Origin of the sequence: Microbaculum marinum, from assembly GCF_037855135.1 — a bacterium.
GTDB classification, from domain to species: domain Bacteria; phylum Pseudomonadota; class Alphaproteobacteria; order Rhizobiales; family Tepidamorphaceae; genus Microbaculum; species Microbaculum marinum.
On the sequence record NZ_JAZHOF010000004.1, the window covers coordinates 218,641 to 244,005 of the forward strand.

The following is a 25,365-nucleotide window of genomic DNA, read 5'->3' on the forward strand; positions in this document are numbered from 1 at the left end:
TGAGAAATAAGGTCGGCGCCAGTGAAGCCCGAATGGTGCTGCTGGCCATGAGAGCAAAGCTCGCACATTTCGACATCCTCCCCGCTAGACGTCCGGCGGCTCCAGCGAGAAGTGCCGAACCAATTTTTCGTATTACGAAAAAATTTTCAGTTTCTGAAGAGTAATTCGGCGCAATTGGCAAGTCAAACCTTAACCCTCACGCATACCGGGTGAGCGGAAGTTCTATGCTTCGAGGATCAGCCTGCCTTCAGGGCGCACCGATAATATGAGCGACGGCGGGGTATCGGTTGAGGATATGGGAGATCCGCGCTGCGGCGGATCGAAGTTCCTGCAGGCGCTGCGTCACCAATCCTTCGGCGGTGATCATTCCCGAATAGCCGGACGTATTCAGCGCCGCGATGGTGCGCCCGCCCGCGCTCTTTATCGGCACCGCCAGGGCCGTAATGCCGTAGTCGAGCTGGTCGACGGTCGTCGCGTAGCTCTGCTTGCGCGCCAGTTCGACAAGGTCACGAAGGGCCTGTTTGTCGACGATCGTGGTCGAGGTCAGCGGAACCGGCTGCAACTCGGCGAAATAGCCGTCGAGGTCGGCCTCGTCCATTCCGGCCAGCAGCACCCGCCCCAGCGACGTGGCGAACGCCGGATAGCGCGCCCCCACCGAAGCCGTGGGGCGACGGGCACGCTGCTCCGAGTAGTGGGCGATATAGAGGACGTCGTAGCCCTGCAGGGTGGCAATAGAGGAGGCATCGCCGAACTTGCGCACGAACTGCTGCAGTTCCGGCTGCAGCACCTCGTCGACGCGCGCCGAGAAGTAGAAGGCCGAGCCAAGACTCATCACCTTCGGCCGCAGGTGGAATCGCTTGCTGGTCTGCCCGACGTAGCCGAGCGCCTGCAGCGTAAGCAGGCTGCGCCGCGCAGCCGACGGGCTGACGCCGACCCGCCGGGCGATCTCGCTCAGGGTCATCTCTGCATGCTCGGCGTCGAAGCATTCGAGGACGGCCAACCCCTTTGCCAGCCCCTCGACGAATTCGGCCGGGCGCTCCTCGGCCGACAGCCGGTCGCGCATGCCCGTGATCGTCATTATTCGCCCGGCGCCAGCACGAAGTCGAAACGGATCCTCGCGTCGGGCCTGCGCTCCAGTTCGAAGTCGAACGTCTCGTCCGGCTTGACGCGCTCGACCTTTGCGACGAGCGAGCGGCGGACGCCGAAGACGGCGTCGTTGTCGATGTACTCCGTGCCGTCGAAGAACACCTCGGTGGTGATGGCCCTCATTCCCGGTGCGCTGACGATGTAGTGCAGGTGGGCGGTCCGCCAGGCGTGGCGCTTGCCCGCCCTCAGCAGCTTGCCGACCGGCCCGTCATAGGGAACCGTGTAGGGCTTCGGCAGCACCGTCGTATAGTAGTAGCGCGCCTGGTCGTCGGTGGTGAACACCCCGCGCAGGTCGTACTTGTCCTGGCCTTCCTCCTGGATCGGATAGGTGCCGGCGCTGTCGGCCTGCCAGGTGTCGACGATCGCGCCAGGCAGCGGGTTGCCAAGCGTGTCGCGAACGATGCCGGTGCACAGCACGCAGGCGCCCGTGCGCTCGCCGCCGAGATCGCTTCCCAGTTCCTTGGTCGGCGCGTCCGGCAGGTAGAACGGCCCGAGATTGCTGCCCTCGGTCGCGCCGCCCCGCGTATTGATCATGTCCACCAGCGCCGAAAATCCGAGCACGTCCGACAGGAGGATGAACTCGTGGCGCTCCGGCGTGGAGATCTTCCCGCAGTCGTACAGGAAGTTCAGCGTGCCCATCCACTCCTCGTGGGTGAGGTTCGTCTCGCGCGTGAAGTCGTGAAGGTGGTCGAGCAGCTTCTCGAGCAGGAACTTGAACCGCTCGTCGTCGGCATGGAAGCTCTGCTTCACCGCCTCGGTGATCGTGAATTCGTTGACGTCTCGCATCAGCGCCCTCCTCCGGACTGGCGGGTCCGATTGTCCACAAAAGCGACGTCCACCGCCAGACAACCTGCCCGTTTTGGCCTTGACATCAGGCTAGGGGGAGTCCAACATTTCGGCAAGAGAAAAAAACTTCGCAATTAGAAAATTGAGGCGCTCATGCGAATAGGCAAGCAGGACGGGGCATTCACTGCGATTGCCACGTCGGATGCGGATTCGATCACCGTCCGCGGGCACGATCTGTGCAGCGAACTGATCGGCAAGATCGATTTCACCGACTACTTCTGGCTGCTCGTCACCGGTAAGACCCCGGACGACACCCAGCGCCTGCTCACCAACGCGTGCCTCGTGTCGATCGCCGAGCACGGGCTGGTTCCCAGCGTCCAGGCCGCACGGATGACGCTCGCTGCGGGCCCGGAGGCATGGCAGGGGGCGATGTCCGCCGGGCTGCTCGGCATGGGCACGGTCGTCGCCGGCAGTTCGGAAGTCGCCGGGCGCTTCCTCGTCGACCTGGTCGACGAGAGCAAGGAAAGCGGCCGCGACATCCGCGATGTCGCCCGCGCGCGCCTGGAGGAGCTGAAGGCGAACCGGCGCAAGGTTCCCGGCATCGGTCATCCCCAGCACAGCGCCGGCGATCCCCGCGCCAACGTGCTGCTCGAAATCGCCGACCAGAACGGCGCCTCCGGCGCCTACATCGATGCGCTGCGGGTCGTGGCGGAGATCGCCCCCGGAATCATGAACCGGCCGCTGCCGATCAACGTCTCCGGCGCCATCCCCGCGGTGATGCTGGACGCAGGCTGGCCGATCGAGGCGATGAAGGGCATCCCGCTGATCGCCCGCGCCGCCGGTCTCGTCGCCCATCTCTACGAGGAATCGCAACGCTCGATCGGCTTCATCATGTCCCACAAGGCCGACGAGGCGATCGCCTATGACGGTCCGCAGGCCGGATCCGCCGGTCCGCTCGGCAAGCCGGCATCGTGAGGCCGCAGATGGTCAAGATCCTCAGGGACATCCGCGTCGTCGAGCTGGGCACCTACATCACCGGACCCGCCGCCGGCATGCATCTGGCCGACCTCGGCGCCGACGTGATCAAGGTCGAACGGCCGGAGACCGGCGACCCCTTCAGGGCCTTCAAGGGCGGCCTCTACTCGCCGCACTTCCAGACCTACAACCGCAACAAGCGCTCGATTGCGCTGGACACCAAGAAGCCCGACGATCTCAAGGTCTTCCACGAGCTGATCGCCACGGCCGACGTGTTCATCCAGAACTTCCGGCCAGGCGTCGCCGAAAAGATCGGCGCCGGCGAAGCCGAGCTTCGGGAGCTGAACCCGGGCCTGATCTACTGCGCCATCACCGGGTTCGGCACGAGCGGCCCCTCGCGCGACCGGCCCACCTTCGACACGGTCGCCCAGGCCGCCAGCGGCTATCTGCGGCTGCTGACCCCGCCGACCAATCCCCGGGTCATCGGTCCCGCCATCGCCGATGCCGTCACCGGCCACTACGCCGCGCTGGGCATCGTCGCCGCGCTTCTGGAGAAGTCCCGGACCGGCAAGGGCCACCGCCTCGACATCTCGATGCTCGAGGCCATGGCCCACTTCAATCTCGACAGCTTCACGCACTGGTTCAGCGTCGGCGAGGTCATGGGACCGCTGAGCCGGCCGAGCGTGTCGCAGTCCTACACGTTCGAGTGCTCCGACGGGAAATGGGTGGCGATCCACATGTCCTCCCCGCCGAAGTTCTGGACAGGGCTGGTCGACGCCGTCGACATGCCCGAACTCGCCACCGATCCGCGCTTCGCCGAACGGCTCCAGCGCATCGAGCACCAGACCGACCTGATCGAGGTCCTCACACCGGTCTTCAAGACGCGGACGCGCGACGAATGGTGCGCGAGACTTCTGGAGAACGAAGTCCCGCACTCGCCGGCCTACGATTCCAACGAGGCGCTCGAGGATCCGCAGGCGAGGCACCTGCAGATCGAGGTCGCGGCGGAGCACCCGGAGATGGGGGAATTCCGCACCGTCCGACCACCCTACAGCTTCGACGGCCGGCCCGATCTCGACGTCATCGCGCCGCCGACGCTCGACGAGCACGGCCCCGCCATACGCGCGGAACTGGCCGCACGGCTGGAAGGGGCGAACTGACATCGACCGACGCGCGGCGTCAGGTCGCGAACACCTTTCGAAGAACACCAACAGGAGGAAAGACGTATGGCGTTTACGAGATCCCTGAAGATCCTGATCGGTCTGTCGGCATTGGCCGCGACCGCCGCTGCCGGCGGCGCCGGAGCCGCCGAGTTCCCGGATCGGCCGGTCACCATCGTGGTGCCGTTCGCGGCGGGCACGACGACGGACCTGGTCGCCCGCGTGGTGGGTGAGGGAATGTCGGAGAATCTCGGCCAACCCGTCGTGATCGAGAACCGCGCGGGTGCCGGCGGCAGCGTCGGAACCGACGAGGTCGTTCGCGCCGATGCCGACGGCTACACGCTGTCCATGGGCACGGTCGGAACGCTGGCGATCAACAAGTCGATCTTCCCCAACCTGCCTTACGACCCCGAGACCGATGTGACGCCGATCGCGTTCATCGGCTACACGCCGACGCTGCTCGTCGTGAACGCGGAGTCCGACTACAACACCCTTCAGGACCTGGTCGACGCCTCGAAGTCGGGAGACGGCGTGACCTTCGCCTCCGCCGGCAACGGCACCTCCGGCCATCTGGCCGGCGAACTCGTCAAGGAACGCAGCGGCGGCAATATGGTGCACGTACCCTTCCGCTCGGGCGCCGAAGGCCTTACTGCGGTTCTCTCCGGCGAGGTGGACTTCATGTTCTACCACCCGGTCGCGGCCCTGCCGAACATCGAGGCCGGAACGATGCGGGCGCTCGGCGTCAGCGGCGCGGAAGGCTCCTCGATCGCACCCGACGTACCGCCGATCGCGGACACCCACGAGGGGTTCGACCTGATCGCCTGGTTCCTCATGGCAGCCCCGGCCGACACGCCGCCGGAAATCGCCAAGCGCCTGAACGAGGCCGTCGAGGCCAGCCTCGCCTCGGACGCGGTCGTCGCGCACTTCAAGAAGAACGGCATCGAGTTCGGCTCGATCGAATACGCCGACCTCGGCACCTTCATCTCCGAGGAGATCGCCAAGTGGGGCGACATCGCCGAGGCGGCGAAGGCGGGCGTCGACTGAGCCAGACGGCAGGGTCCGGCCGGGCGGCTGCGTGCCGTCCGGCGTCCCCGGCCGCTCGATGCGGATGACCACGATGACAGCCAGGCGAAGTGCTGCGGATATCGGCTTCGCGATGTGCATCGTCGCGCTGGGGTGCTACGTCATATACGCGGGCACGCAGCTGCCGGTCGGCACCATCCGGCGGATCGGTCCCGGCTTCTTCCCGATCGGCATCGGCGCTCTCATTGCGGTCCTTGGTGTCGTCTGCGTCTTCGACCGTCCCAGCGGCGCGGCGCGCGACGACTTCAATCTCTACGGCCTCGCCTTCGTGTCGCTGGCGATCCTGGCCTTCGCCCTGTTGGTGGGAAGCGCGGGACTGTTCCCGGCAACGGCCGCGGCGGTGCTTCTGACAAACGTGGCGGGGAAGGAACGTGTCTCGCCGCTGGCGGTCCTGGGCACGATCGCGGGCCTGTGCGCCACCGGCTATGTCGTTTTCATCTATGCGCTGCGCCTGCCGGTGGACCCGTTCGCCGCCGGCCTGATTCCGGGCGGATAGCGCATGGAAATCCTGTCCAATCTCGCCCTCGGCGCCGAGACGGCCTTCCAGTTCGACGCGATCCTGTTCTGTTTCGTCGGCGTCTTCGTCGGCACCTTCGTCGGCGCCCTGCCCGGCATCGGTCCGCTCGCCGCAATCTCCGTCGCCCTGCCGCTGACGTTCGGGCTGCAGCCGACTGTCGCGCTGATCATGCTCGCAGGCATTTTCTACGGCGCCCAGTACGGCGGATCCGTCACGTCGATCCTGCTCAATCTCCCCGGCACCGCCTCGACCGCCGTAACGGCGCTGGACGGCTATCCGATGACGAAACGCGGGCGGGCGGGCCTCGCGCTGTTCATCAACGCCTTCGCCTCGTTCTGCGGCAGTTCCTTCGCGATCGTCCTCGTCATCGGCTTTGCGCCGCTCATCGCCTCGGTCGCGCTGACCTTCAACTCCACCGAATACTTCTCGGTGATGGTGCTCGGTCTCGTCGCGGCCTCGACCCTGAGCAACGGATCGACTGCGAAGGCGCTCGTCATGACGAGTCTGGGCCTGCTCCTCGGCCTCGTCGGCATGGATCTGAACTCGGGAACCATGCGCTTCACGTTCGGCGTGCTGGAACTCAGCGACGGCGTCAGCCTGGTGGCGGTCGCGATGGGCCTGTTCGGCGTGGCCGAGATCGTCTCCAAGATGACGTCGTCGGGCAGCCATGCGGCGCGGCCCCGGATCTCCGGGATCTCGATGCGCGCGATGCTGCCGTCGCGCGAAGAATTCGGCCGCTTGTGGGCGCCGATCCTGCGCGGCTCCGTCCTTGGCTCGGCTATCGGCGCGCTGCCTGGCGCGGGACCCACGATCGCCTCCTTCATGGCCTATGCCGCCGAGAAGAAATGGGCCCGGGACCCGGGCAAGTTCGGCCAGGGCGCCGTGGAGGGTGTGGCCGCCCCGGAGGCAGCCAACAATGCGTCCGTGCAGTCGGCCTTCATTCCGACCTTGAGCCTGGGCATTCCGGGCGACGTCGTGATGGCGATCCTGCTCGGTGCCATGATGATGCACGGAGTCGTTCCCGGACCGCAGTTCATTTCCTCCGAGCCGGCGATGTTCTGGGGACTGATCGTCAGCTTCTGGATCGGCAACGTCATGCTGCTGGTGCTGAACCTGCCCCTGATCGGCATCTACGTGAAGATCCTCTCGGTACCGGGCCGGATCCTCTATCCCGCGGTGATCTTCTTCATCTGCCTGGGATCCTACAGCGTCGCCAACAACGTCTTCGACATCTTCGTCACGCTCCTCTTCGGGGTCCTCGGCTATGTGCTGATCTGGTTCGAGTACAGTCCCGCACCGGTGCTGCTCGGCTTCATCCTCGGCCCGCTGATGGAGGAGAACCTCCGGCGCTCGCTGGTGATTGCCCATGGCGATCCGACCGTTTTCCTGGAGCGCCCGGTCAGCATGGCCCTGCTGTCGATATCGCTGCTGCTGATCGTCGTGCCGGCGGTGCGCTACGCGATCCGGCGCAGCGGCGGAAGCCGTTGGCGCGCGGGAACCGAAATTCAGGAATCCGAGGCGGGGAGATAGGATGACGGACTCGACTTCGATGCCGGTTGGCGACGTCCTGGCCGCGAGCAAGGGGATGCTGCAGAAGCAGCTCTATGCGATCTCGACGCGGCCCGTCGCCGGCCTCGGGCCGATACTCGAGAATATCGAGGCGCACCTCGCCTACCAGGTGAAGCTGGAGGAGGATGGTGTGATGTTCGCCGCCGGGCCGATCTGGACCGACGACGAGCAGCATTGGGAAGGCGAAGGGCTGGTCATCGTGCGTGCCGCCTCGCGGCAGGCGGCGATCGCCATTGCCGAAGCCGATCCCATGCACAAGAGTGGAGCCAGATCGTTCAGTGTCCGGCCGTGGATGATCAACGAAGGAAGTGTAACGATAACGATCAGCTACTCCGGCCAACATGTTGAAGTGAACTAGTCCATCGACTTACATCTGACTGGGAGGATGACTATGAGACCAATGCAATGGACTGCCGCCTTTCTCGGCCTGGGACTGCTTGCCGGCCCTGCCGCCGCGACGGAAGAAATCGACCTGACCATCGCGTCCAGCCATCCGCTGGTCGTGCCGTGGGTGGGGATGATCAAGTCCGTCTTCATGGAGGAGGTCGACAAGAAGCTCGCCGAAACGGGTGACTACAAGATCAACTGGAACGAGGCCTTCGGCGGCCAGCTCTACAAGGCCAACGCCACGCTGACGTCGGTCGAGGAAGGCATCACGGATCTCGGATGGGTCTTCAGCTATCTCGAAGGCGCCAAGATGCCGCTGAGCCAGGTCGCCGGCTATACGCCGTTCACGACCAACGACGCTCCCAAGCTGCTCGACACCATGACCGAGCTGATGGAGACCAACGAAGCGTTCAGGAACGAGTGGGAGCAGTACAATCTGGTCTTCCTCGGTGCCACCGCGGCCGACGACTACGATCTGTACACGAACTTCCCGATCAACAGTCTCGACGATCTCAAGGGCCGCAAGATCTCTGCACCGGGCATCCTCAGTTCCTGGTTGCGCGGCCTCGACGCCACCGCCGTCGACGGCGCCCTGACGACCTATTACACAGATATCCAGACCGGAGTTTCCGAGGGCACCCTGTCGATCGCGCTCGGCATCCTGCCGACCAAGGTCTACGAGGTCGCCCCCTACATCACCCGCGTCAACGCGGGGGTCGTCTTCTCGGGCGGCCTGGCGATCAACAAGGATACCTGGGACTCGCTGCCCGAAGAGGTCCAGAACGCCATGATCGAGGCCGGTTTGATCTACTCCAAGAAGCACGGCGTCGACCTGATGGAACGCCACGAGGGCGCCCTGAACAAGATGGTCGAGATCGGCAAGGACCAGAATCCGCCGGTGACCATCACCCCGCTGCCGCAGGCGGAACGCCAGAAGTGGGTCGAGGGCATGCCGAACATCGCCGCGGACTGGGCCGCCGAGGCCGAGGCGAAGGGTATTCCCGCCCGCGACTTCCTGAAGGCCTACATGGAAGGCCTGAAGGAGCGCGGCGAGACTCCGCAGCGCGACTGGACCGAAGGTCTCTGATCGCCTGAAACACCGGCTCCGCTGGCAATGGCGGAGCCGGCATCGCCCGGCGGCCGCACGCCGTCGGATCGAAGCGGGACGGACACCAGGGGGCAGACGGACATGGCGCGCCTGTGGGGCCGCATCGTCGACGGACTGGGAGCGCTCGGCTCCATCACGATCGCCGGACTGATGGCGCTGATCGTCGCCGATGTCATCGCCAGGAATTTCTTCAACGTCACCATCCCGGTGGTCGCCGAGATCGGCGCGCTGTCGGTCGTCATGATCCTGTTCCTGCAGCTTGCCACGACGGTCGCCCATAACCGCATGGCCAGGACGGAGTTCTTCGTCCACGCGATCGAACGGCGCTCTCCGCGCGCGGCCGGCGTCATCGAAGGCGTCTACGACCTGCTGGGCGCGACCGCCTGCGGCCTGATCGCCTGGTCCACGGTGGGAGTGCTCGCCAAGGATCTGAAGGCCCACGAGTTCATCGGCGTGCTGGGCGTCTTCACGCTCCCGGTCTGGCCGTTTCGCATCCTGATCATCGTCGGCGTCACCGCCGCGACCCTTCACTACCTCATGCGCGGCATTGCCCGCATCCTGAACCTCGGGCCGAAGGCGGCATGAGATCATCATGAGTCCCTTCGAAATCGGGTCCGCCGCAATCCTCGTCCTGCTCGTCCTGATCTACATCGGCGTGCCGATCGGCGTTGGCATGCTGATCGTCTCGATGGTCGCGGTCGCCGAGATGCGCGGCTTCACGGTGGCACTGCGCATGATCGGCGCGGTCGCCAACGACAGCACCCGCGAGTACCTGTTCGCAGTGGTGCCGCTGTTCGTGCTGATGGGCCTGCTGGTCACGATATCCGGGGTGGGCCGCGACACCTTCGACTTCTTCGAGCGGCTGCTGCGCAACGTGCGTGCCGGCCTCGGCATCGCCACCGTCTTCGCCAACGCCGTCTTCGCCTCGATCACCGGCATATCGATCGCCTCCGCGTCGGTGTTCGCCCGGGTCGCGGTGCCGGAGATGATCCGGCACGGCTATTCGCCGCGGTTTGCCACCGGGGTCGTGGCCGGGTCGTCGGTACTCGGCATGCTGATCCCGCCGTCGCTGCTGATGATCATCTACGCAGTGCTGGCCGAGGAATCGGTCGGCCGCATGTTCATCGCCGGCATCCTTCCCGGCCTTGTCCTGTCGATCGCCTACGCCGCGATGATCTATGCGATGGCGCATCTGCGGCCGAACCTGGTCTTCCGCAGCGGACGCGACACGCGCCCCGGCGACCTCGACGGCGCCGATCCGCGGCTGCACGTGATGCGTCGCGGCCTGCCGATCGTCTCGCTGGTCGTGCTGGTGCTGGGCGGGCTCTACACGGGCTGGTTCAATCCTACGGAAGCCGGCGCGGTCGGCGCCTTCGGAGCGCTCGTCATCGCCCTCCTGCGCCGCTCGATGTCGGGGCGCGACTTCTGGCGCGTGCTCGTCGAGACAGGGCAGGTGACCGTGTCGGTGCTGTTCCTGGTGATGGCGGCGACCTTCTTCTCGCGCATGCTGGCGCTGTCGGGCGTCCCCCGCACGATAGCCGACGGCCTGCTGTCGGGCGGGCTCGGGCCGTACGGCTTCCTGATCATCTACATCGCGCTGCTGGTCGCCATGGGCTGCCTGATCGATTCCATCTCGATCATGCTGATCCTGCTGCCGATCGCCATCCCGGTCGCCGAGGCCGCGGGCTTCGACATGATCTGGTTCGGCGTCATCACGGTGGTCGGCGTCGAGATCGGCCTGCTGACACCGCCATTCGGCCTGTCGGTCTACACGATCAAGGCCGCGCTCGACGACCCCGACCTGTCGATCAAGGACATTTTCCTCGGCGCCGGCCCCTTCGTCCTCGCAATGCTTGTCGTGCTCGCTATCCTGGTCGCCTTTCCGGCGCTATCGACCTATCTAGCGTATCTCTGACCCCCAATTCCCCAGCAGGAGTGAAAACGTGCCCGAATCCGGTTCCCAGCCGAAGCTGCTCTGTATTTCCGGAAGCCTCCGCAGCGAGTCCTTCAACACCGCGGTGCTGGAGACGATCGTCGACAAGCTCGACGGCCGCGCCACCTGCGAACGCTTCGATATCGGCACCGTGCCGCACTACAATGCCGATCTCGACACGGATCCGGCGCTGCCGGAGGTGAAGGCGCTGAAGGACGCGATCGCGGCTGCGGACGGCGTCGTCATCGTGACGCCGGAATATAACTACTCGATACCCGGCGTCCTGAAGAACGCCCTCGACTGGGCCTCGCGGCCGGGCTACCAGTCCGTGCTCAAGGACAAGCCGGTGTTCATCGCCACCGTCTCCGGCGGAGGCACCGGCGGCGTCCGCTGTCAGGCCCATCTGAAGAACGTGCTGGCCGCCGTGCTCGCCCAGACGTTCGTCTGCCCAGAGGTCGCCGTGCCGACGGCCGGCCAGAAGATCGAGAACGGCCGTCTGACCGATGAGACCTCCATCAAGCTGGTGATGACCGCCGTCGACAGCTTCCTGCAGACGCTTTGACCGGTGCGCCGGGCGCGCTGCTCTCAAGCGCCCCGGCTCTCCCGCTCAGCCAGCAGCGCTTCCACCTCGTCGCGCCGCGGCATCGGCGCGACCGCCCCGTAGCCCTGCGTCGACAGGGCGGCGGCGGCGTTGGCGTAGCGGGCCGCGGCAAACGGGTCGCTGCCGCGCACGATCTCGGCGAGGAACGCCCCGTCGAACGTATCGCCGGCGGCCGTGGCGTCGACCGGCGTCACCCGCGGCGCCGGCACCTTGCGGCGCTCGCTGGGGGTCGCAACCAGCGTGCCGTCGGCACCGAGCGTCAGTGCCACGATGCCGGCGCCCAGACCGAGGTAGAAGTCGGCGATCGCGTCAGGATCCTCGAGGCCGGTGAGGTGGACGGCGTCGTCGCGGCCCGGCAGGGCGATGTCGCAGTCGCGCATCGCCGCATGGATCACCGCCCGCGCTCGCGCCAGCGGCCACAGCTTGAGGCGCAGGTTGGTGTCGTAGGAGACCTTCACCCCCGCGGCACGCGCCACCGCGATCGCCCGGAACACGGCATCTGCTGCCGTGTTGCTGATCCCCTGGCTGATTCCGGAGACATGCAGGACCCTGGCGCCGGAGATGTAGTCTGCGGGAACGTCGTCGGGCGTCATCCGGCTCGCCGCAGAGCCTTCGCGGAAATAGCTGAAGGCGTGGCCCTCGGCATCGTGGGTGACGAAATAGATGCCGGTATGCGCGTCCGCCAGCCGTCCCACCCGTGAGCAATCCACGCCCTCCTCTGCCCACAGCGCCATGAAGCTGTCGCCGAAGGCGTCGGTGCCGAGATTGGTGACGTAGCCGACCCTGGCCCCCTGGCGGGCGGCGGCGATGGCGCAGTTCGAGGTGTCGCCGCCGTGGCCGGGAAGATAGCGGCCGTCCGGCTGCTGGTTGAACTCCAGCATCGGCTCGCCGAGGCAGACGATGTCGGGCTGCATGTGCCGTGCCCCTTTAGAGGTCGTAGTCCGGCTGCCGGGCCGGATGGGCGTCGGCGAAGGCCGGCAGCTTGTCGCACGCCGCGCGGATCTCCCGCAGCCGGGGCATCGCCGACAGGTCCACCCCGAATCGCTCCCCGGAGAACATCTGCGGCACCAGGCAGATGTCGGCCAGGCCCGGTTCGTCGCCGAAGCAGAACCGGCCGCGATCCGGCTCGCGCTCGACGATCTCCTCGCAGGCCGCGAGGCCCTCGCCGATCCAGTGCCGGCACCAGGCGTCCGCGGCCGCCTGGTCGTGGCCCAGTTCCGTCTTCAGGTAGGTCAGCACGCGCAGGTTCTGCAGCGGATGGATGTCGCAGGCGATGACTTGGGCGAAGGCGCGCACCTGCGCGCGCAGGCCCGGGTCCGCGGGCAGCAGAGAGCGCCCGCCCTGCGTCTCGTCCAGCCACTCGATGATCGCCAGCGACTGCGTCAGCACGAGGTCGCCGCTGGTCACGGCCGGAACGAGGCCCTGCGGATTGAGCGCCTTGAAGTCCCGTTGCGTCTGCTCGCCGCGGCGCAGGTGCACCGGGGCGAATTCGGGGCTGACCCCCTTCAGGTTGAAGGCGATCCGGCAGCGATAGGCCGCCGAGGAGCGGAAGTAGCCGTAGCAGGTGATCATTCCGCCGGCCCGATGGTGAGCGACAGCGGCGCGCATCCATCGATTTCGCCAAGCATGACGTCCCCCGGCGTGACCGGCCCGACGCCCGCCGGCGTGCCGGTGTAGATCAGGTCGCCGGGCTGCAGGTGGTAGTAGCCCGACAGGTGGCTGATGATCTCCGGCACCTTCCAGATCATGTCGGAGAGCCTGGCGTCCTGCTTCACCTCGCCGTTGAGCGTCATCATGATCCGCTGCGGGCCGACCTCGCCGAAAACCGTGGCCGGGGTGATCGACGAGATGATGGCGGAATTCTCGAAGGCCTTGCCGAAGTCCCACGGCCGGCCCTTCTCCCGCGAGGCGATCTGCAGGTCGCGACGGGTCAGGTCGATGCCCGCGGCGTAGCCGTAGACGGCGCCGGCGGCTCCCTCGGTGCTCGCCTTGAACACCGGCTTGCCCATCGCCAGCACCAGTTCCATCTCGTGGTGGCAGTTCTCGGTCCCCGGCGGATAGGGAATCGTCGATCCGCTCGGCGTGATCGCGCTGGCCGGCTTGGTGAAATAGAACGGCGCCTCGCGGTCGACCTCGAAGCCCATCTCCGCGACGTGGGCGGCGTAGTTCCGGCCGACGCAGAAGATCCGGGTGACCGGGTATTTCCCTGTCTCGCCTTCGACCGGGACTGCCGGAACCGCCGGCACCTCAAACAGGTATTCGCCGCTCATATGGCGCGCTCCTCATCTTGTTGTCGGACTCTTGCCTGCCAGCCATTTGCACCGGCGTCAAATGCCTAATCGCGGTTCGGGGTCACCTGCCGATGCCGGGCCTCGCATGCAGCAGCGCGCCGCTGACATAGGTCGCCTCGACGCAGCGATCGTCGCCCAGCGACATCATGCCGAACGCGTCGTGCTGCATCCGGTCGAAGGCCTGCGCCTCTGGCGAAGCCTGCCCGTTCATCCTGGCGCTTTCGCTGCGGAGCCGCATGATCCGCGTGGCCCTCGGGTCCAGCACGACCAGGTCGGCGAACTTGCCGGGATCGAACGAGCCGATCTCGTGGTCGAGATGCAGCGCCCGCGCGCCGCCGAGCGTCGCCAGGTAGAGCCCCTTGAGTGCGGACAGCTTCTGCGCCTGCATCGCCGCCACCTCGTAGGCATCGTTCAGCGTCCGGAGCATCGAGAACGTGTTGCCGCCGCCGACGTCGGTACCGACACCGACCAGGACCGGCGTCTCGGCCGATTTCGCCTTGTGCAGCATGAACAGCCCCGACCCCAGGAACAGGTTCGATGCCGGGCAGAAGGAGATCGATGCGTTCGCCCGCGACATCCGCGCGAACATGTCGTTGCTCAGGTGGATCGAGTGGCCGGCGGTGAATTTCGGCCCGACGATTCCGGCACGTTCGTAGACGTTCAGGTAGTCGGAGGCCTCCGGAAAGTGCTGGGCCACCAGTGCGATCTCCTTGTCGTTTTCCGACATGTGGGTGTTGACCCAGGCATCGGGATGCTCGGCCTTGAGCCGGCCGCAGCAGTCGAGCTGTTCCCTCGTCGAGCCGAGCGCGAAGCGCGGCGTGATGGCGTAGCGGTTGCGGCCCTTGCGGTGCCACCGGGCGATCAGATCCTTGCTGCCGGCATAGAAGCTGTCGGCCGTGTCGAGATAGTCCGGCGGCGCCTGTCCGGGTCGGTCGATCCCCGTCAGGCCGGCGATCATGCAGATGTTGCGACCGGTGCAGGCCTCGAAGAAGGCATCGACCGATTGCGGGAACGTCGTCGTGAACACCTGGGCGGTCGTCGTGCCGTTGGCCAGCAGCAGGTCCAGGAACGTGTCGGCGATCCGCCTGGCGTAGGCCTTGTCGCGGAACTTCAGTTCCGTGGGAAAGGTATATTTCTCCAGCCACTCCAGTAGCTGCTCGCCGTAGGAGGCGATCATTTCGGTCTGCGGATAGTGGACATGCGTGTCGACGAAGCCTGGCAGGATCAGCCGGTCGGGGTAGTGATCGATCTCGAGCGCGGCATATTTCCCGCCCAGTTCGCCGAAGGTCCCGAAATCGGCGATCTTCTCGCCGTCAATGACCAGAAGCCCGTCGGAGATGAAGCGAACCGCTTCCTCTTCGTCCCGGTAGAACGGGTCGGCACTGAAGTCGAGAAATGGGCCTCTGATCGCCCTCATGGAGCCTTGTCCTCCGCCCGCGTCCGGTCGACCCTGGAGCCCAATCGGTAAAGGACTGAGCGGTATCAGCTGGTCTTGCCGATTTTCGTTTCCATTGAACGGAAATCCACTTAAGATTTTGGCGTCCTTCCGGAGCGGTTGGTGTATTCGTCGCAGCCGCGAAAGGCGATTGGTTTCGGCTGGGCAGTGTCGGAAACGTCGCAGCGACGTGCTTTCGGCATGACGGACAGAACAGTAAGATGCTGCCTGTGAAAACCTGGCATCAAGCGGCAATGCCGCACTGCTCCTGCTTCACATGAACCGTGCTTTTCTCTACCTCTCGGGAGATTCGTATCCCGACGACGACTATATTGAGCACAACCTCCGGGAGCGGCTGAATGCGGCCGGAATGCTATTCGTCGGCCAGACCGAGTTCTGCGGGACGGACATGGGGTTCCAGGCGCGGAAGTCGGCCCTTTGGAGCACGAGTTCGAACCACCCCGGGAACCGTGTCATCGCCATCGGCCGCTCGTCGGGCGGACGGATTGCGTCATTGGCCGCAGCCGAAGGCGCCCCGATCGCCGCTGTCATCGTTCTGGGTTATCCGTTTCGCGTACCAGGCGAGGACGAGGACCCGGCGCGGACCAGCCATCTGGCTACCATTGCCACCCCTACGCTGATCCTGCAGGGCACGGCCGACCCCTACGGGACGAAAGCCGTTGCGGAGAGGCGTTATCCACTTTCGCCTTTCGTTCGCATCGTCGAACTCGATGCCAGCCACGAATTCAATGTTTCCGCTGCCCGGTGGGACCAGGTCGTCGCGTTGATCCTTCAACACGTCGAAAGCTGCCGGACGCCTCTTGGTCAGCTGTTCCGGTAGAAGGCCGAGTCGGGATAGGGATACCACCAGTCGGCGATGGCCGGGTCATGGTCGATGACGACCATCTTGGACTGGCGGAACGCGTCGAGGCCCTGCCGGCCGAGTTCGCGACCGAGGCCTGAGTTCTTCCAGCCTCCGAACGGCAGGGCGTCGTTGTCGATGAGCGGGTTGTTGACCCAGACCATGCCCGACTGAAGCGCCTCGGCAGCCTGCATCGCCTCCTTGAGATCCGTGGTGAACACCGAGGCGCCGAGACCGAAGTCCGAGCGGTTGGCAAGCTCCAGCGCCTCCTCGAACGATCCGACCCGGCAGATCGCGGCCACCGGCCCGAACACCTCCTCGCGCATGATCTGCATGTCAGGCGTCACGCCCGTCAGGATGGTCGGTTCGTAGAACCAGCCGGTGTTCAGCGCTGGCGGCACCCGGCCGCCGCAGACGATCCTCGCCCCTTCGGCCACCGCGCCGTCGACGAGGCGGATCACCTTGTCCCGCGCGGCCTCGGACACCAGGGGGCCGATCTCCGAGACACCGAGCCCGTTACCGACGCGCAGCCTCTTCGCCATCGCCGCGAAGCGCTCGACGAACTCGTCGTGTACCGCTTCATGCACGTAGAACCGTTCCGAGGAGGTGCAGATCTGGCCGGACAGGTGGAAGGCGGCGGTAACCGACCCCGCGACAGCCACCTCCATCGGAGCATGCTCGGAGATGATCATCGGGTCGCTGCCGCCCGCCTCGATGATCGCCGGCTTCAGCCACTCGGCGCAGGCGACGTTGACCGCACGCGCGGCGGCCACTCCCCCGGTGAAGGCGACGACGTGGGTGTTCCTCGAGGCGATGAGCGCCTGCGCGGTCTCCGCGCCGCCGGTCAGGCAGGACACGAGCCCGACAGGCAGCACCGCCCCGAAATGCTCCATGAACTTCAGCGTCGACAGGCTGGTCGCCTCAGCCGGCTTGACGATGCAGGCATTGCCGGCCGCCAGCGACGCGGCGACCGTCCAAACCATCAGCAGGATCGGGAAGTTGAACGGCATGATGTGGACGGAGACGCCGTACGGTTCGTAGCGGGCGAACTGGAAGGAGCCGACTTGCGTCGTCCCTGCGATCCTGCCCGCCTCGTCGCGCGCCATCTCCGCGAAATACCGGAAGGCCGGCGCGACGTTGGCAAGTTCGCCGACGGCTTCCGGATACGGCTTGCCCATCTCCAGCGTCATCAGCTTCGCGACGTCGTGGAAGTCGGTCGCCTCGATCGCGTTAGCGACCCTGTGCAGCAACGCGGCGCGGGACTTGTAGTCGATTTTCGCCCACGCCTTCTGCGCGACAAGCGCCTCGGCGGCGACCTCCTCGACGAACGCCGCATCGCACAGGGCAATCCGCCCCTCGGTCGCCAGCGTCGCCGGGTTGACGATCTCGCGTACCGACGCCCCCGGGACGGCAACGAAGTCGTTGCCGCGGAAAACGAGGCCGGAATGCGGATCGAAGGGGCTCATGGCCATACTCTCTCTCGGCAAGACTTATCCCACGTCATCCCGACCAAGCGGAGCGCGAGCCGGATCGCCGCTCAAACGCATCGCTGCGGCCTGTGGCGATCCCGGATCGGCCTGCCGACCGTCCGGGATGACGTGGCAAATGAATCGCAAATTGGTCGCCACCTAGTTCCTGGATCAGGTCCGGGACGTAGGCTGCGGTTCGATCCCACCGCTCTACCACACGACCAGCCGACGCCCCGGGCTTGACCCGGGGCCCAGGGGCGGCAGCCGCCGAAACCGCGCGTGCCACAGTCGGCCTCACTGGATCATGGCCTTTCCCAACCCCTCCGACGTCATCCCGGCCAAGCGCAGCGCGAGCCGGGATCGCCGCGGATCCGCAGCGCTGCGGCCCCTGGCGATCCCGGACAGTCGCCCTGCGACTTCCGGAATGACGTGGGAGAAGGATCGGCACGCGACGGGTTCCTCACCGGATCATGTAGACCTTGCGCACCGTTTCATGCACGCGGCAGGTGCCCTTCCAGTCCTTGGGGAAGAACGCCGCGGTGTCCGGCTCGATTTCGATGACCTCGCCGGACTCGTGCGTGTAGGTGCAGCGGCCGTCCAGGAAATGGCAGAGTTCATCGCGGGTAACGTGACAGTCCCAGGTGCCGGGCGTGCAGATCCAGATGCCTGATTCCGGCGAGCCGTCCGGCCCCTTGTGCAGCAGCACGCCGGACGTCCGGCTCTCGCCCTCGATCATGGTCGGGATCACGCCCCAGTCGGCGGCGGCGGGAATCGTCTTCGGATCACGCAGCACCGGGGTCGGGTCGGGCTTCTTGGCGAGGTAAATGTTCATTGTCGTGGTTCCTGTTCTCCTGTGAGCCGCGACCCCTGGTCCGGGACGGCGATCTTTATTCGCCTCACCTCAGCATGTAGACGCTGCGGATCGTCTCGCGCACTTCGACGGTGCCGGTCCAGCCCTCGCGGAAATGCACGACCGTTCCGGCCATCACCTCGATCACCTCGCCGTCGTCTGCGGAGTAGGTCGCTCGCCCGGAGACGAAATGGACGAGTTCGTCGCGCGGCAGGACGAGCCTCCAGGTGCCCGGCGTCGATTCCCAGACGCCGGCCTCGGGCAGGCCGTCCGCGTCGCCCTTCCACAGGAGCCGCCCCCGGTTCGTGGAGCGCCCGTCGATCGGCTCGAGGTGGCCGCCCCAGTCGACCAGGTCGTCGTCCCAGGTGGAGGCGCCGGCAATGTGCGGGGCGCTCGAATTGAGGTTCGTGGGCATGTTGCGCGTTCCGTCAGCCGGCCAGCTTGTCGAGGATGCCGGCAGCCTTTGTCGGGCCATGCCGCGACTGCATGTGCTCCGACGTCGCCTTCAGCCGGGCCTGCATCTTCGCGTCGGACAGCATCGAGACGATCTTCGCGGCGAGGTCCTGCTCGGTCCACTCGTAGCGATCGAGCTTGTAGCCGTGGCCGGTCTCCTGGACCCGCGTTGCGTTGTCGTGACCGTCCCAGACATAGGGCATGATGATCGCCGGCTTGCCGAAGTAGAGGCACTCGGTGAACGAGTTGTTGCCGCCGTGATGGATCACCGCGTCGACCTGCGGAATCACCGAGGGCTGCGGAAACCAGCCACCGATGATGACGTTGCCGGGCAGGTCGGAATATCGGTCAGCATAGTCGCCGACGTTGACGAGCGCGCGCACCGGCATTTTTCCGACCGCGTCGATGATCCGCTTGAGGAGGTCGGAATCGCCTGCTCCCAGCGACCCGAAGCTGACATAGAGCAGCGGCCGGTCGTTGTTGGTCTCGAAATTCGGCACCTCGTAGGGCTCGTCCTGGCGGACGCAGCCTTCGAGGTACTGGAACTGGACCGGATTGAGCGGGATTGCGCGGTCGAACTTCACCGGTTCCGGGTAGAGCAGCAGGTTCATGTGCGGGGAGGCCTCGCAGAACGTGCCGAGCGGATATTCCGGCTCGCCGCATTCCTTGAGGAAAGCGTTGAAGTCGTCGTGGATCGGCTTGATCACCTCGTTGAACCGGTTGCGGAAGGCCTCGTGGCAGGCCGTATCCTTCTCTCCGCAGCCCGAAAGGTGCGGCGGAATCGCCTCGTCCTCGATCTCGTTTTCCGAACACGAGATGATGCGGACCCAGGCCTTTCCGTTCTCCTTGGCGTAGCGCTTGATTGCCGGGAACAGCACCACGTTGTCGACGCAGACCACGTCCGGCTTCAGCTTGGCGAGAATGCCCGGCAGGTCCTTTTCCGCCCACTTGGCAGAGTCGACGATCGCCTCCCAGCAATCCTTCACGTAGTTGTCGATCTGGTCGATCGGCGCCTTGCGGAAGTTCGGGATGTGGCCGTTGATGAAGTCCTGCCAGAACTTGGCCATCGCCTCCGGCTCCATCGGCTCCGACAGCGCCACGGGATGGGCTTCGAAGCCGTAGCCCTCGTAGATCCCCACGAAGCCCGGATCCGACAGGAACACCGCCTTGTGGCCGAGCTTCTCGACCGCCTGGGCGATGCCGACGGAATTGAGCGCCGGCCCGAAGGCCGCCTCCGGGAAGAATGCGATCGTCTTGCCTGCCATCAGTGGCCCTCCTCAATCCTTCAGCACACGGCCGTGCTCCGGCCGCCAGTTGCACCAGACCCGCTGGCCCGGCTGGAAATTTCCCTGTTCCTCTTCGGCCGCCGTCAGACGGACCATGACCGGCCGGTCGACCCCGTCGACGCGCACCAGCAGGTTCACGTCCTGGCCATGATAGGCAAGGTCGGCGATGTCTCCCGCCACCGCGTTGTGGCCGGCCAGGCCAGCCTCCCGCGACAGCGCGATGCGCTCCGGCCGCACCGCCAGGGCCACCCGCTCGCCGGCGGCGATGCCGGTCGCGCCGGTTCCCTGCAGCAGTCCGTGTCCGTCGACGATCACGCCCCCGTCGGCCGCGCGGCCTTCGAAGAAGTTGGTCACGCCTATGAATCCCGCAACGAAGCGCGAGGCCGGATTCTCGTAGAGTTCGCGCGGGCTGCCCGCCTGCGCGATCACCCCGTCCTTCATCAGCGCGATCCGGTCGGCCATCACCAGCGCCTCGTCCTGGTCGTGGGTGACGACCACGAAGGTGATGCCGAGTTCGTGCTGCAGCTTCTTCAGTTCGAGCTGCATCTGCTCGCGCAGCTTCTTGTCGAGGGCCCCGAGCGGTTCGTCTAGCAGCAATACGCGCGGTCGCTTGACCAATGCCCTTGCCAGCGCGACGCGCTGCCGCTGCCCGCCCGATAGCTTGTCGGGCTTGCGATCGGCGAGCGCCGTCAGTTCCGTCATCGCGAGGATGTCGGCGACCCGCGAGCGGATCTCGTCCTTCGGCCGCTTCTCCATCTCCAGCCCGTAGGCGATGTTCGCCCGCACCGTCATGTGCGGGAACAGCGCGTAGGACTGAAACATCAGGTTGACCGGCCGCCGGTTCGGGCGCAGCCGGGTGATATCGTTGCCGTCGAGCAGGATACGGCCAGCGTCCGGAATCTCGAACCCGGCAATCAGCCTGAGAAGAGTCGTCTTGCCGCATCCCGACGGTCCGAGCAGGGCAAAGAACTCCCCTTCCCCGAGTTCCAGCGAGACGCCGTCGACCGCCGTCAGCGAGCCGAAGCGCCTGGTGACACCGTCCACCTCGATGACACTGTCCTGACGCATCATTGGTGCACCGACGGCACACGGTTGGCACGCTGTGACAGGAACACCAGCACGAACGAGAACAGCATGACGATGGTGGCCATGGCATTGATTTCCGGCGTCACGCCGAACCGGATCATCGAGTAGATCCGCATCGGCAGGGTTGTCGAGCTCGACCCAGCACCGGAGGTGAAGTAGGCGATGATGAACTCGTCCACCGACAGCGTGAAGGCCAGCAGCGCGCCTGCCAGAACGCCGGGAAAGATGACCGGCAGTGTTATCCGCCGGAACGTCGTGAAGTCGCTCGCCCCGAGGTCACTCGAGGCCTCCACGATCGAATAGTCGAATTGTTTCAACCGCGTACGCACCACCGCGCAAACGAAGGCGATGTTGAAGACGACGTGGCTGAGGATGATCGAATAGAGCCCGAGCGTGAGCTCGAGCAGCGTGAAGAAGGACAGAAGCGCGATCGCAAGGACGATGTCGGGAATGATCATCGGTGCAAACAGCAGCGCGTCGAGCGCGCTCGACGTCCGCCGCTTCTCGACGCCGAGCGCCAGCAGCGTGCCAAGCGCCGTGGCGATCAGCGTCGAGCAGACCGCGACGATCAGCGTGTTCACCGTCGACGAGATGATGGCCGGGCTGTTGGCGAGCCTGACGTACCAGTCCAGCGAAAAGCCGGTCCAGGCGGTGGGCATCCCGGCGCGATTGAAGCTCAGCACCATCAGCACGGCCACCGGCCCGTAGAGAAATGCGTAGACCAGGCCGAGATGCAGGTTGAGCGCCACCGGGGCGGAGCGGGCGCGAGGCATCAGGCTGCCCTCCCCTGGTCCTGGGCCCGGTTGACCGCCACGGCCTGGGCAAACAGCAGCACCAGCATGACGAAGATCAGGATCATCGAAAGCGCTGCCCCGAACGGCCAGTCTCGGGCCGACAGGAACTGGTCGTAGATCAGGTTGCCGACCATCTGGATGCGCCCGCCGCCAAGCAGGTCCGGCGTGATGAAGTTGCCGATCGACAGGACGAAGACGAACACCGCACCGGCGGCGACGCCGGGAAGCGTCAGCGGCAGCGTGACACGCAGGAAGGTCTTCCAGGACGGCGCCCCGAGATCTTCCGAAGCTTCGCGGATCTCCGGATTGAGCCGCTGGATCGACGAGTAGATCGCCAGGATCACGAAGGGCAGGTAGTTGTAGACGAGCCCCGTCACGATGGCGAACTGGTTGTAGAGGATCGGCAGCGGCTCGTCGATCACGCCGACCGCTTCCAGTCCGTTGTTGATGATGCCTTCCCGGTTCAGGAGCACTATCCAGGCATAGGTCCGGATCAGGTAGTTCGACCAGAACGGCAACATCACCAGGAAGAGGTAGCGCGTCTGCTTGTGCGGCGGCTGCAGTGATATTGCGTAGGCCGCCGGATAGGCGATCAGGACGGACACCACGGTGGCGAGCCCGGCGATCTTCGCCGACATGAGGAAGATCGAGAAATAGACCGGCTCGAACGCCCGCGCGAAGTTCTGCAGGTTGTAGACGTAGTCGATGCCGCCATACACGCCCCTCTCCAGGAACGCGTAGAAGAAGACGATTCCGCAGGGAACCACCATGAATACGGTGAGCCAGCCGACACCGGGCAGTATGAGCAACAGGTCCTGAAACTTGCGGTTCATGCGTATTTGCCGGCGGGGCGAATCCGGTCCGAATAGATGGCGTCGGGGCTATCTCGTCCTTCGAGACGGGGCCAAGCCTCCTCCTCGGGATGAGGTAGATCAGAGTTGCGGAGCGGGAGCCGCAACTCGGGAGAACGAGCCGCCAAACCCTGAGCCTCATCCTGAGGAGCGCTCATCGGGCGCGTCTCGAAGGATGCCCGGCCGGATCGGCCGGGCGACCGCCCTCCCCGACCCTCCCCCACAAGGGGAGAGGGAGACCCAAGCGGCGCGACAAGCGGCCCTCTCCCCCCTTGTGGGGGAGAGATGGAGAGGGGGGTCGCGCGCGTCGGCGCGCCGGGAAGGCAGCTACCGTCTCTCATGCGCCAAGTCGGCTTGCCGCCATGCCATTCGTAATCAGGTCCCGCGCCGGAAACACGGCCGCGTGACGTCCCGAACGGCGATGGACCGCTCGGGATCAGCGCGGCCCGCGATCGGACAGACAATTACTGCGACGCCGTGATCTCGGAGACTGCCTTCGTGTAGTCCTTCTGCGCCGCGCCGAGGTCACGCAACTGCTCTTCCTTCAGGAGGTCGGCGGGGGCGATGGCGATGTTGGGATAGTCCGTCTTCATGGCGGGATCGATCGCGTCCATCGCGGCCTTGTTCGGCACCTTGTACATGATGTTCTCGACCACCCATTTGCCGGTATCGGCGCCTAGGATGTAGTTGATGAACTTGTGCGCGGCCTCCTTGTTCTCCGATGCCGCCGGGATCACCATCGTATCGACCCACAGGTCGGTGCCCTCTTTCGGGATCACGTACTTGATGTCGCCGTTCTCGGCGATGCCGTAGTTGCACCAGCCGTCCCAGGCGTGCACCAGCGAGGCTTCGCCCGACACGAGCTTCGAGTAGAAGGTCGTGTCGTCATAGGCGAGAAGGTTCTTCTTGGCGTCGATCAGCAGATCCTTCACCTCATCGATCTTCGCCGGATCGGTCTCGTTGACCGAGTAACCCTTGGCAAGCATTCCCGCCCCCATCAGCCAGCGATCGGTCGCAAGCATGGTGATCTTGCCCTTCAGGTCGTCGGAGGGCTGCAGAAGGTCGTTCCAGCTGTCCGGGGTACCCTCGACCATGTCGGAGCGATAGCAGAGCCCCGTCGTGCCCCAGGCGTAGGGCACCGAGAAGGTGTTGCCGGGATCGTAGGCGAGTTCGTTCGCCTCCGGGTAGAGATTGTCCAGGTTCGGGATCTGCGAGTGGTCTATCTCGGCCGTCAGGTCGAGCTTGCTCAGCGCCTCCGCAAATGGCGAGGAGACGAACAGCACGTCGTATCCCTTACCCTTGCCGGCGACGACCTTGCCCATGATCTCCTCGTTCGTCGCGTGCAGGGCGACCTCGACGTCGATGCCCGTGGCTTCCTTGAATTTCGCCGGAAGATCTTCCGGCATGTAGCCGTCCCAGTTGGAGATGACGATCGTCTCGGCCGATGCCGCGCCGGCGGTCAGGCCGATGCCGACGGCTGCCGCCGTCGACAGGGCGAGGTGCTTGAACGTGCGCATGTCAGAAGTCCCCTCTGTCGTGTCGTATCACGCCGTGTTCTTTGCCGGCGGGCGACAGCGCGCGCAGCCCGACCGGATCCGCTCGTTCAGTTTGTATAGTTTTTGAAAAAGATACAATCCCGACTTTGCGAGCCCGGGTTCAGCCGGTGCAGAACTCACCCGGGGCACACCTTCGGACGGTGCCCCGCCACGCGCCGGATGGCGACAGCGGCAATCAGCCGCAATCCTGCGGAAGGGTCACCGACGAGTCAGACGGCGGTGCGCCAGCGTTCTCACCTTTCGGAAGTCCGGCCGGGTATCGTTCGCCGCCCGGATGTGTCTGCGCATGCGTTCGGCAGCAAGGGGCATGTCGCCCGCCTCGATCGCATCGAGGATCGTCATGTGCTCGCCAAAGGACGAGCGGTGCCGCTCCCGAGAGGTGTATTTCTCGTACTCCGACAGCCGTCGAAGCCGAGTCTGCTGGCGGATCGCCTGCGCCAGGAACCGGTTTCCGCAGGCATCGGCCAGGGTCTCGTGGAACTCGGCGTCGATATCGAACAGGCTCGCCACCGTCTCGTCCTCGAGATCGCGGTCAAGCGCCGCCTCGTGCAGCCCGCGCAGCTTTGCGACCCGCCGCGGCGAGAGTTCGAACCTCTCCTCCAAAAGCGCCGCAGGCTCGATCAGCAGCCTGTATCGATAGCTGTCCTGGTACGCGGCTTCGTCGTTCAGGGCGGGGCCGAAGACCCAGCCGTGGCCGGGGGTCTTCTCGACCAGCCCGTCCTCCTGCATCCGGCCGAGCACCCGCACGATGACCGCCCGGTTCGCCTTGTAGCGGCGCACCAGATCGCCGACGGACACCTGGTCCCCGATGAGATCGGCAAACCGCTCGCTGGCGATGCGGCGATAAATCCGGTCGCTCTCGCCCTCCGGCAGTTCGATCTCGTCGAAGGCGACGCTGCCGGGGGCTGCTTGGAGGAAATAGCCCTGGTGGGGTTCGGAGCGAACGACCTTCAGCTGCTCGAGTTGCTTGAGCGCCGTGCGTACCGGCGACCGCGAGACGCCGAGCGCATCGGCCAGCCACTGTTCACGCAGGTGGAAGCCTGTTTCCGCCTGTTCGTCCCGCAGGATCGACAGGATCTTCCGCGCAAGCTCCGTCTTCGCCATTTCACGGTCGTAGAATTTGCGTCCTGCGGCAATTCTATACCCGCTTGCGCGGAACCTGAAATC

Annotated in this window: 26 protein-coding genes; 11 read left to right on the top strand and 15 right to left on the bottom strand. The window is 65.5% G+C overall.

Going from position 1 to position 25,365, the window contains the following annotated elements; translation table 11 throughout:
- Positions 1-247: 247 nt before the first annotated feature.
- Together V3328_RS11055 and V3328_RS11060 are read right to left on the bottom strand one after the other, a co-directional pair.
- Positions 248-1,078, bottom strand: coding sequence for an IclR family transcriptional regulator domain-containing protein (locus tag V3328_RS11055; RefSeq protein WP_340329715.1), 831 nt, complete (start codon positions 1,076-1,078; stop codon positions 248-250).
- Positions 1,078-1,932: a dioxygenase family protein gene (locus V3328_RS11060; protein ID WP_340329716.1), complete on the bottom strand. Its 855-nt coding sequence runs from the start codon at positions 1,930-1,932 to the stop codon at positions 1,078-1,080. The genes V3328_RS11055 and V3328_RS11060 overlap by 1 nt, the downstream gene beginning before the upstream one ends.
- Positions 1,933-2,085: 153 nt before the next feature.
- Here V3328_RS11060 and V3328_RS11065 point away from each other — a divergent pair, with 153 nt between their 5' ends.
- From V3328_RS11065 to V3328_RS11110, 10 genes are all read left to right on the top strand, one after another.
- Entirely contained in the window at positions 2,086-2,907 is an 822-nt protein-coding gene (locus V3328_RS11065) for a citryl-CoA lyase (RefSeq protein WP_340329717.1), read from the top strand.
- Positions 2,908-2,915: 8 nt separating this feature from the next.
- Complete coding sequence (locus tag V3328_RS11070) at positions 2,916-4,067, top strand: CaiB/BaiF CoA transferase family protein (RefSeq protein ID WP_340329718.1); 1,152 nt, start codon at positions 2,916-2,918, stop codon at positions 4,065-4,067.
- Between the two features lie 66 nt (positions 4,068-4,133).
- Positions 4,134-5,111, top strand: coding sequence for a Bug family tripartite tricarboxylate transporter substrate binding protein (locus tag V3328_RS11075; protein WP_340329719.1), 978 nt, complete (start codon positions 4,134-4,136; stop codon positions 5,109-5,111).
- 73 nt (positions 5,112-5,184) lie between these two features.
- Positions 5,185-5,646 carry a tripartite tricarboxylate transporter TctB family protein gene (locus V3328_RS11080; RefSeq protein ID WP_340329720.1) on the top strand — a complete coding sequence of 154 codons (462 nt, stop codon included), beginning with the start codon at positions 5,185-5,187 and terminating at the stop codon, positions 5,644-5,646.
- A 3-nt stretch (positions 5,647-5,649) separates the two neighbouring features.
- The gene (locus V3328_RS11085; protein WP_340329721.1) at positions 5,650-7,197 is read left to right on the top strand and encodes a tripartite tricarboxylate transporter permease; all 1,548 of its coding nucleotides are present in this window, start codon (positions 5,650-5,652) and stop codon (positions 7,195-7,197) included.
- Position 7,198: 1 nt separating this feature from the next.
- Entirely contained in the window at positions 7,199-7,594 is a 396-nt protein-coding gene (locus V3328_RS11090; protein ID WP_340329722.1) for a YciI family protein, read from the top strand.
- A 42-nt stretch (positions 7,595-7,636) separates the two neighbouring features.
- The gene (locus tag V3328_RS11095; protein WP_340329723.1) at positions 7,637-8,710 is read left to right on the top strand and encodes a C4-dicarboxylate TRAP transporter substrate-binding protein; all 1,074 of its coding nucleotides are present in this window, start codon (positions 7,637-7,639) and stop codon (positions 8,708-8,710) included.
- Between the two features lie 102 nt (positions 8,711-8,812).
- The gene (locus tag V3328_RS11100) at positions 8,813-9,316 is read left to right on the top strand and encodes a TRAP transporter small permease subunit (protein ID WP_340329724.1); all 504 of its coding nucleotides are present in this window, start codon (positions 8,813-8,815) and stop codon (positions 9,314-9,316) included.
- A 7-nt stretch (positions 9,317-9,323) separates the two neighbouring features.
- The gene (locus V3328_RS11105; RefSeq protein WP_340329725.1) at positions 9,324-10,646 is read left to right on the top strand and encodes a TRAP transporter large permease; all 1,323 of its coding nucleotides are present in this window, start codon (positions 9,324-9,326) and stop codon (positions 10,644-10,646) included.
- A 28-nt stretch (positions 10,647-10,674) separates the two neighbouring features.
- Positions 10,675-11,226, top strand: a complete 552-nt coding sequence (locus tag V3328_RS11110) for an NADPH-dependent FMN reductase (RefSeq protein WP_340329726.1) — start codon at positions 10,675-10,677, stop codon at positions 11,224-11,226.
- Between the two features lie 23 nt (positions 11,227-11,249).
- On the opposite strand, the gene V3328_RS11115 is transcribed toward V3328_RS11110, so the two are convergent.
- The 4 genes from V3328_RS11115 to guaD form a co-directional block, all read right to left on the bottom strand.
- Positions 11,250-12,179 (bottom strand): sugar kinase, encoded by a 930-nt coding sequence (locus V3328_RS11115; RefSeq protein WP_340329727.1) that lies wholly within the window; start codon positions 12,177-12,179, stop codon positions 11,250-11,252.
- Between the two features lie 13 nt (positions 12,180-12,192).
- A complete protein-coding gene (gene maiA / locus V3328_RS11120; protein ID WP_340330051.1) occupies positions 12,193-12,834 on the bottom strand; it encodes a maleylacetoacetate isomerase in 642 nt (213 codons plus the stop codon).
- Positions 12,834-13,535: a fumarylacetoacetate hydrolase family protein gene (locus tag V3328_RS11125; RefSeq protein WP_340329728.1), complete on the bottom strand. Its 702-nt coding sequence runs from the start codon at positions 13,533-13,535 to the stop codon at positions 12,834-12,836. Before V3328_RS11125 ends, maiA begins: the two co-directional genes overlap by 1 nt.
- A gap of 82 nt (positions 13,536-13,617) precedes the next feature.
- A complete protein-coding gene (gene guaD / locus V3328_RS11130; RefSeq protein ID WP_340329729.1) occupies positions 13,618-14,973 on the bottom strand; it encodes a guanine deaminase in 1,356 nt (451 codons plus the stop codon).
- A 295-nt stretch (positions 14,974-15,268) separates the two neighbouring features.
- On the opposite strand from guaD, the gene V3328_RS11135 reads away from it, so the two are divergent.
- On the top strand, positions 15,269-15,832 hold the full coding sequence (locus tag V3328_RS11135) for an alpha/beta family hydrolase (RefSeq protein ID WP_340329730.1): 564 nt from the start codon (positions 15,269-15,271) through the stop codon (positions 15,830-15,832).
- Here the strand turns inward: V3328_RS11135 and V3328_RS11140 are convergent.
- The 9 genes from V3328_RS11140 to V3328_RS11180 form a co-directional block, all read right to left on the bottom strand.
- Positions 15,817-17,319, bottom strand: coding sequence for an aldehyde dehydrogenase family protein (locus V3328_RS11140; RefSeq protein ID WP_378758953.1), 1,503 nt, complete (start codon positions 17,317-17,319; stop codon positions 15,817-15,819). The two genes, V3328_RS11135 and V3328_RS11140, sit on opposite strands and share 16 nt — an antisense overlap.
- 463 nt (positions 17,320-17,782) lie before the next feature.
- Positions 17,783-18,058 (bottom strand): cupin domain-containing protein, encoded by a 276-nt coding sequence (locus tag V3328_RS11145; protein WP_378758965.1) that lies wholly within the window; start codon positions 18,056-18,058, stop codon positions 17,783-17,785.
- A 160-nt stretch (positions 18,059-18,218) separates the two neighbouring features.
- Entirely contained in the window at positions 18,219-18,587 is a 369-nt protein-coding gene (locus tag V3328_RS11150) for a cupin domain-containing protein (protein ID WP_340329733.1), read from the bottom strand.
- Between the two features lie 13 nt (positions 18,588-18,600).
- A complete protein-coding gene (locus tag V3328_RS11155) occupies positions 18,601-19,890 on the bottom strand; it encodes a nucleotide disphospho-sugar-binding domain-containing protein (protein WP_340329734.1) in 1,290 nt (429 codons plus the stop codon).
- Positions 19,891-19,902: 12 nt separating this feature from the next.
- The gene (locus V3328_RS11160; protein ID WP_378758952.1) at positions 19,903-20,982 is read right to left on the bottom strand and encodes an ABC transporter ATP-binding protein; all 1,080 of its coding nucleotides are present in this window, start codon (positions 20,980-20,982) and stop codon (positions 19,903-19,905) included.
- The gene (locus V3328_RS11165; RefSeq protein WP_340329736.1) at positions 20,979-21,770 is read right to left on the bottom strand and encodes an ABC transporter permease; all 792 of its coding nucleotides are present in this window, start codon (positions 21,768-21,770) and stop codon (positions 20,979-20,981) included. Before V3328_RS11165 ends, V3328_RS11160 begins: the two co-directional genes overlap by 4 nt.
- Entirely contained in the window at positions 21,770-22,624 is an 855-nt protein-coding gene (locus V3328_RS11170) for an ABC transporter permease (RefSeq protein WP_340329737.1), read from the bottom strand. The genes V3328_RS11165 and V3328_RS11170 overlap by 1 nt, the downstream gene beginning before the upstream one ends.
- A gap of 482 nt (positions 22,625-23,106) precedes the next feature.
- Entirely contained in the window at positions 23,107-24,159 is a 1,053-nt protein-coding gene (locus V3328_RS11175; RefSeq protein WP_340329738.1) for a polyamine ABC transporter substrate-binding protein, read from the bottom strand.
- 237 nt (positions 24,160-24,396) lie between these two features.
- Positions 24,397-25,302 (bottom strand): FCD domain-containing protein, encoded by a 906-nt coding sequence (locus V3328_RS11180; protein ID WP_340329739.1) that lies wholly within the window; start codon positions 25,300-25,302, stop codon positions 24,397-24,399.
- Between the last annotated feature and the right edge of the window lie 63 nt (positions 25,303-25,365).

Coding starts and splice junctions, on each gene's coding strand:
- V3328_RS11055 (WP_340329715.1), bottom strand. CDS start 1,078: ATGACGATCACGGGCATGCGCGACCGGCTGTCGGCCGAGGAGCGCCCG.
- V3328_RS11060 (WP_340329716.1), bottom strand. CDS start 1,932: ATGCGAGACGTCAACGAATTCACGATCACCGAGGCGGTGAAGCAGAGC.
- V3328_RS11065 (WP_340329717.1), top strand. CDS start 2,086: ATGCGAATAGGCAAGCAGGACGGGGCATTCACTGCGATTGCCACGTCG.
- V3328_RS11070 (WP_340329718.1), top strand. CDS start 2,916: ATGGTCAAGATCCTCAGGGACATCCGCGTCGTCGAGCTGGGCACCTAC.
- V3328_RS11075 (WP_340329719.1), top strand. CDS start 4,134: ATGGCGTTTACGAGATCCCTGAAGATCCTGATCGGTCTGTCGGCATTG.
- V3328_RS11080 (WP_340329720.1), top strand. CDS start 5,185: ATGACAGCCAGGCGAAGTGCTGCGGATATCGGCTTCGCGATGTGCATC.
- V3328_RS11085 (WP_340329721.1), top strand. CDS start 5,650: ATGGAAATCCTGTCCAATCTCGCCCTCGGCGCCGAGACGGCCTTCCAG.
- V3328_RS11090 (WP_340329722.1), top strand. CDS start 7,199: ATGACGGACTCGACTTCGATGCCGGTTGGCGACGTCCTGGCCGCGAGC.
- V3328_RS11095 (WP_340329723.1), top strand. CDS start 7,637: ATGCAATGGACTGCCGCCTTTCTCGGCCTGGGACTGCTTGCCGGCCCT.
- V3328_RS11100 (WP_340329724.1), top strand. CDS start 8,813: ATGGCGCGCCTGTGGGGCCGCATCGTCGACGGACTGGGAGCGCTCGGC.
- V3328_RS11105 (WP_340329725.1), top strand. CDS start 9,324: ATGAGTCCCTTCGAAATCGGGTCCGCCGCAATCCTCGTCCTGCTCGTC.
- V3328_RS11115 (WP_340329727.1), bottom strand. CDS start 12,179: ATGCAGCCCGACATCGTCTGCCTCGGCGAGCCGATGCTGGAGTTCAAC.
- V3328_RS11125 (WP_340329728.1), bottom strand. CDS start 13,535: ATGAGCGGCGAATACCTGTTTGAGGTGCCGGCGGTTCCGGCAGTCCCG.
- guaD (WP_340329729.1), bottom strand. CDS start 14,973: ATGAGGGCGATCAGAGGCCCATTTCTCGACTTCAGTGCCGACCCGTTC.
- V3328_RS11135 (WP_340329730.1), top strand. CDS start 15,269: ATGAACCGTGCTTTTCTCTACCTCTCGGGAGATTCGTATCCCGACGAC.
- V3328_RS11140 (WP_378758953.1), bottom strand. CDS start 17,319: ATGAGCCCCTTCGATCCGCATTCCGGCCTCGTTTTCCGCGGCAACGAC.
- V3328_RS11145 (WP_378758965.1), bottom strand. CDS start 18,058: ATGATCGAGGGCGAGAGCCGGACGTCCGGCGTGCTGCTGCACAAGGGG.
- V3328_RS11150 (WP_340329733.1), bottom strand. CDS start 18,587: ATGCCCACGAACCTCAATTCGAGCGCCCCGCACATTGCCGGCGCCTCC.
- V3328_RS11155 (WP_340329734.1), bottom strand. CDS start 19,890: ATGGCAGGCAAGACGATCGCATTCTTCCCGGAGGCGGCCTTCGGGCCG.
- V3328_RS11160 (WP_378758952.1), bottom strand. CDS start 20,982: ATGATGCGTCAGGACAGTGTCATCGAGGTGGACGGTGTCACCAGGCGC.
- V3328_RS11165 (WP_340329736.1), bottom strand. CDS start 21,770: ATGCCTCGCGCCCGCTCCGCCCCGGTGGCGCTCAACCTGCATCTCGGC.
- V3328_RS11170 (WP_340329737.1), bottom strand. CDS start 22,624: ATGAACCGCAAGTTTCAGGACCTGTTGCTCATACTGCCCGGTGTCGGC.
- V3328_RS11175 (WP_340329738.1), bottom strand. CDS start 24,159: ATGCGCACGTTCAAGCACCTCGCCCTGTCGACGGCGGCAGCCGTCGGC.
- V3328_RS11180 (WP_340329739.1), bottom strand. CDS start 25,302: ATGGCGAAGACGGAGCTTGCGCGGAAGATCCTGTCGATCCTGCGGGAC.